We start from the raw sequence: 4,435 nt of genomic DNA, 5'->3' as shown, positions 1-4,435 counted from the left end.
GGTATTGAGGCAGCGTCTGAAATCGCCGAGAACGGACTCAACGTCCCGCGTCTTTGAATCCATGGCCGCCAGCACCAGCAGGCCAATGGTCTGACCGGTGGCGGCGATCAAAAGACAACCCTATAAGTCGGAAAAACCATCTGCAATCCCTCGCACTGTGTGATCAGGCGAAGGACTTTGCAGAGATTTTCAGGACAACTCTGTAGAGCTTATCCGGCGTTTACGTGGGAAGTTTCAACGGCCTTCGTGCGCTCCCGCCCAAGCACCAGGCTGCACAGCGCCGGCAGGAACAACAGCGTCAACACGGTGCCTACCAGCACCCCGCCAATCAGCACGTAGGCCAGGGACGACCAGAACACCGACAGCGTCAACGGAATAAACGCCAGCGCCGCCGCCAATGCGGTCAGGATCACCGGCCGCGCCCGGCGCACGGTGGCTTCGATAATCGCCTCGCGCACCGCCATGCCATGGTCCTGGTTCTGGCGGATCTGGTCGGTAAAGATCAGCGTGTTGCGCATCAGAATGCCGCCGATGCCGATCAGGCCCAGAATCGCGTTGAACCCGAACGGCTGGTTGAACAGCAGCAGGGTCGGCACCGCGCCAATCAAGCCGAGCGGCGCAGTGGCGAAGACCATGAACATCACGCCGAACGAACGCACCTGGAACATGATCACCGTGAGGGTCAGCAAAATCATGATCGGGAACAGTGCCGCCAGCGCCACGTTGGCCTTGGCGCTTTCTTCCACCGGGCCGCCGATCTCGATCTGGTAACCGGCGGGCAGCTTGGCGATCAAGGGTTGCAGGTCTTTGTACACGGCCATTTCCACGTCGGGCGGTTGCACGCCGTCGATGATGTCGGCGCGCACTTCCACGGTGCTTGCACGGTTGCGCCGCTTGAGGATCGGCTCTTCCATCACCGCCTGGAAGTGCCCGACCTGGGCCAGCGGCACCGAGGTGCCGGCGCTGTTGGTGAGGGTCATGTTGTTGAGGTTGCCGAGGTTCTCGCGCTGGTTGCCCTGGGCACGCGCGACCACCGACACGGTGCGGTTGCCTTCGCGCACTTCGGTGATCGGGTTGCCGCTGAGCAAGGCGTTGAGCTGGGATTTGACCTCGTTGGGCGTGAAGCCCAGCAGGCGCAGGCGGTCCTGGTCCAGCACCAGCCGATAACCGCTGGTGCGTTCGCCCCAGTCGAGGAAAGCGTCCCTGGTCAACGTGTTGGCCGCCACGACGCGGCGCACGTCTTCGGACACCCCGCGCAGCACATCCAGGTTCGGCCCGGACACACGAAACACCACCGGGAACGGCACCGGCGGGCCGAACAGCAATTGCGTGACGCGTACCCGCGCTGCCGGGAATTCACCGGCGGCAATGCGTTCACGCATGCGCACTTTCAATGCGTCACGGGCATGGGAGTCCGGGGTTTGCACAATCAGTTTGGCAAAGGCCGGGTCGGGCAGTTCGGGGTTCAGCGAAAGGAAAAAGCGTGGCGCACCGCCGCCCACATAGGTGTCGACCAGGCTGGTTTGCGGTTCTTGCAGCAAGGCTTTTTCCAGCTGCGCCGCCACCGCTTCGGTGCTTTTGAAGGCGCTGCCGGGCGGCATATACACCTCAAGGATCAGCTCGGAACGGTCGGAGTTGGGGAAAAATTGCTTCTTCACCACGCCTATGCCCAGCACGCAGAGCACAAAGGCGCCGACCACCAGGCCGGTGACCAGCCAGCGTTGGCGCACACAGGCTTCGACCAGGCTGCGCAGTTTCTGGTAATACCGGCCGGCGTAAATGGCGTCATGGCCGCCTGGCACCGGTTTGATCTGCGGCAGCAACTTCACGCCCAGGTACGGCGTGAACACCACGGCCACCAGCCAGGACGAGATCAGCGCAAAGCCGACGATCCAGAAGATATTGCCGGCATATTCGCCGGCGCCGGAGCGCGCAAAGCCCACCGGCAGAAAGCCGATGATGGTCACCAAGGTGCCGGTGAGCATCGGCGCCGCGGTGGAACTCCAGGCAAACGTGGCGGCGTGAATCCGGTCAAACCCTTCTTCGAGTTTTACCACCATCATCTCGATGGCGATGATCGCATCGTCCACCAGCAAACCCAGGGAAATAATCAGCGCGCCCAAGGTAATGCGGTCAAATTCACGCCCGGTGAGCAGCATGATCACAAACACCACCGACAAGGTCAGCGGCACCGCGGCGGCCACCACCAGCCCGACGCGAAAGCCCAGGGCCAACAGGCTGATTACCATCACTACGGCCAGGGCGACGAAGAATTTGAGCATGAACTCATTCACCGCCAGGCTGATGTTTTTCGCCTGGTCGGAGACCTTGGCGAAGTTCACGCCCAGCGGCAGGTCCGCCTGGATTCTGGCTTCCTGGGCCTTGAGGCTTTTGTCCAGTTCCAGGCCGTTCCAGTGCTTCTCCATGATCACGCCAAGCATCAGCGCCGGGTCGCCCTGATGGCGGATGCGATAGCTGGGCGGGTCTTCATAACCACGGCTCACGCTGGCCACATCGGCAATGCGCAGTACGCGGCCGTTGACTTCCAGCGGTACGTTTTCGATCAGCGCCAGGCTGTCGAAGGCGCCGTCGATGCGAATATAGGCACGCGCGCCAGCGGTTTCGACAAAGCCCGACGGCGCCACGGCGTTCTGTGCGGCGAGGGCGGCGAAGATCTGGTCCGGCTTGATGCCCAGCGTGGCCAGGCGCTCATAAGAGAACTCGACAAATATCCGCTGCGCCTGCTCGCCGAGGATATTGACCTTCTTCACGCCCGGCAGGTTGAGCAAGCCCTGGCGCAAGTCTTCGGCCATCTGCACTTGCTGGCGATGGGGCAGGTGCTCGGCTTCCAGCGCATACAGGGCGAAATACACATCGGAATATTCGTCATTGAAGAACGGCCCGATCACGCCTTTGGGCAGTTTCGCCGCTTCGTCGCTGAGCTTTTTGCGGGTCTGGTAGAACAGGTCCTGGATCTCACTGGGGCGCGTGGATTCCTTGTAGGTCATGCGCATCGACACAAAACCCGGCTGGGCGATGGTCTCAACGCGGTCGTAGTAGTCCAGTTCCTGCAGGCGTTTTTCCAGGCGGTCGGCGACTTGCTCCTGCATCTCCTGGGCGGTGGCGCCGGGCCAGGCGGCGGTGATGGTCATGACCTTGACGGTAAACGACGGGTCTTCAGCGCGCCCCAGCTTGCCGAACGAGAAGATCCCGGCGGCGAGGATCGCAATGATCAGAAACAGCGTGACGGCGCGGTGCTTTACCGCCAGTTCGGAGAGGTTGATGCCGCGCATGCTCAGTGGTCCTGTTTACGGTTGAGGGCCAGTGCCTGGGCCGGCAGCAGGCGCACCGTGTCGCCGCTGTGCAGCAAGTGCGCGCCGAGGGCGACGACGATTTGGCCGGGCGTTACGCCGCTGTCGAGCAGCGCGTCTTCCTGGCCAAGGCTGGCGACTTTGACGGGGGCGAAGCTGACCTTGTCGTCCGCGCCAATCACCCACACGCCGGTGCCTTGCCCCGCATCCTGCAACGCGCCGATGGGCACGCGGGTTTGCTGGGCCTGGCCATTGCCTTGCAGGCGCACGGTGATGGTGGAGCCGAGGGCGAAACGGTCGACGGCGCCATGCAGCACGTAGCGTGCGCGGTAGGTGCGAGTGGTGGGGTCGGCGCTCGCCGACAGCTCGCGCAGGGTGGCCGTCACGGCCTGGTCCTGTGCGCCGAACGGGAAGGCCAGGGCTTTTTGCGCGGCTCGGTCGCGCTGGTTTTCCGGCAGGTTGACGATGGCTTCGCGGGCGCCGTCGTGGGCCAGGCGCGCCACGATCTGGCCTTCGGCGACCACTTGGCCGCGATCCACGCGCACATCGGTGATGATGCCGTCGCCGTCGGCCTTGAGCACCGAGTAAGTGCGGCGGTTTTCGATCTGGCTGGCATCCGATTGCGCCGCGGCCAGTTCGGCTTCGGCCACGCGCAGGTTGGTCGCCGACTGGTCGAAGATCTGCCGCGACACGGCGCCGGTGCTGGCCAGGCGCTGGTAACGGTTTTCGTCATCACGGCGCTGGCGCAATTGCGCCTGGGCAGCGTTGACGCGGTTTTTGGCCGAGCGCAGGGCCAGTTCGAAGTCGCCGATGTCCAGCACCAGCAAGGTGTCACCACGGGCGACGTGCTGGCCGGGGTCGACCTTGCGTTCGATGACTTTGCCGCTGACCCGGAAGCCCAAATCGCTTTCGGTGCGCGCCGCGACCACGCCGGTGTAGGCGCTTTGCTGGGTGCCGGCGGCTTCTACCTTGGCGGCCAGAACGGGACGCGGCAGCGGCACTTCAGCAGCGGTGTCGGCCTTGCTGTTGCAGCCGCTGAGGATAATCAACAGGGCCAGGGGCGTGAGAAGACGCAGGGGAAGAGGGTGCATGGCGGGCTCCAGGGGTGGCCAATGGATAAAAAA

2 protein-coding genes are annotated in these 4,435 nt (G+C 63.5%); both read right to left on the bottom strand.

Annotation, left to right across the window (positions count from 1 at the left end):
• Positions 1 to 209: 209 nt before the first annotated feature.
• The gene (locus FEM54_RS25585) at positions 210 to 3,293 is read right to left on the bottom strand and encodes an efflux RND transporter permease subunit (RefSeq protein ID WP_138453557.1); all 3,084 of its coding nucleotides are present in this window, start codon (positions 3,291 to 3,293) and stop codon (positions 210 to 212) included.
• 2 nt (positions 3,294 to 3,295) lie between these two features.
• Positions 3,296 to 4,402, bottom strand: coding sequence for an efflux RND transporter periplasmic adaptor subunit (locus FEM54_RS25580; protein ID WP_138453556.1), 1,107 nt, complete (start codon positions 4,400 to 4,402; stop codon positions 3,296 to 3,298).
• Between the last annotated feature and the right edge of the window lie 33 nt (positions 4,403 to 4,435).

Origin of the sequence: Pseudomonas edaphica, assembly GCF_005863185.1 — a bacterium.
GTDB lineage: Bacteria > Pseudomonadota > Gammaproteobacteria > Pseudomonadales > Pseudomonadaceae > Aquipseudomonas > Aquipseudomonas edaphica.
This window is presented reverse-complemented; position numbering and strand designations above follow the sequence as displayed.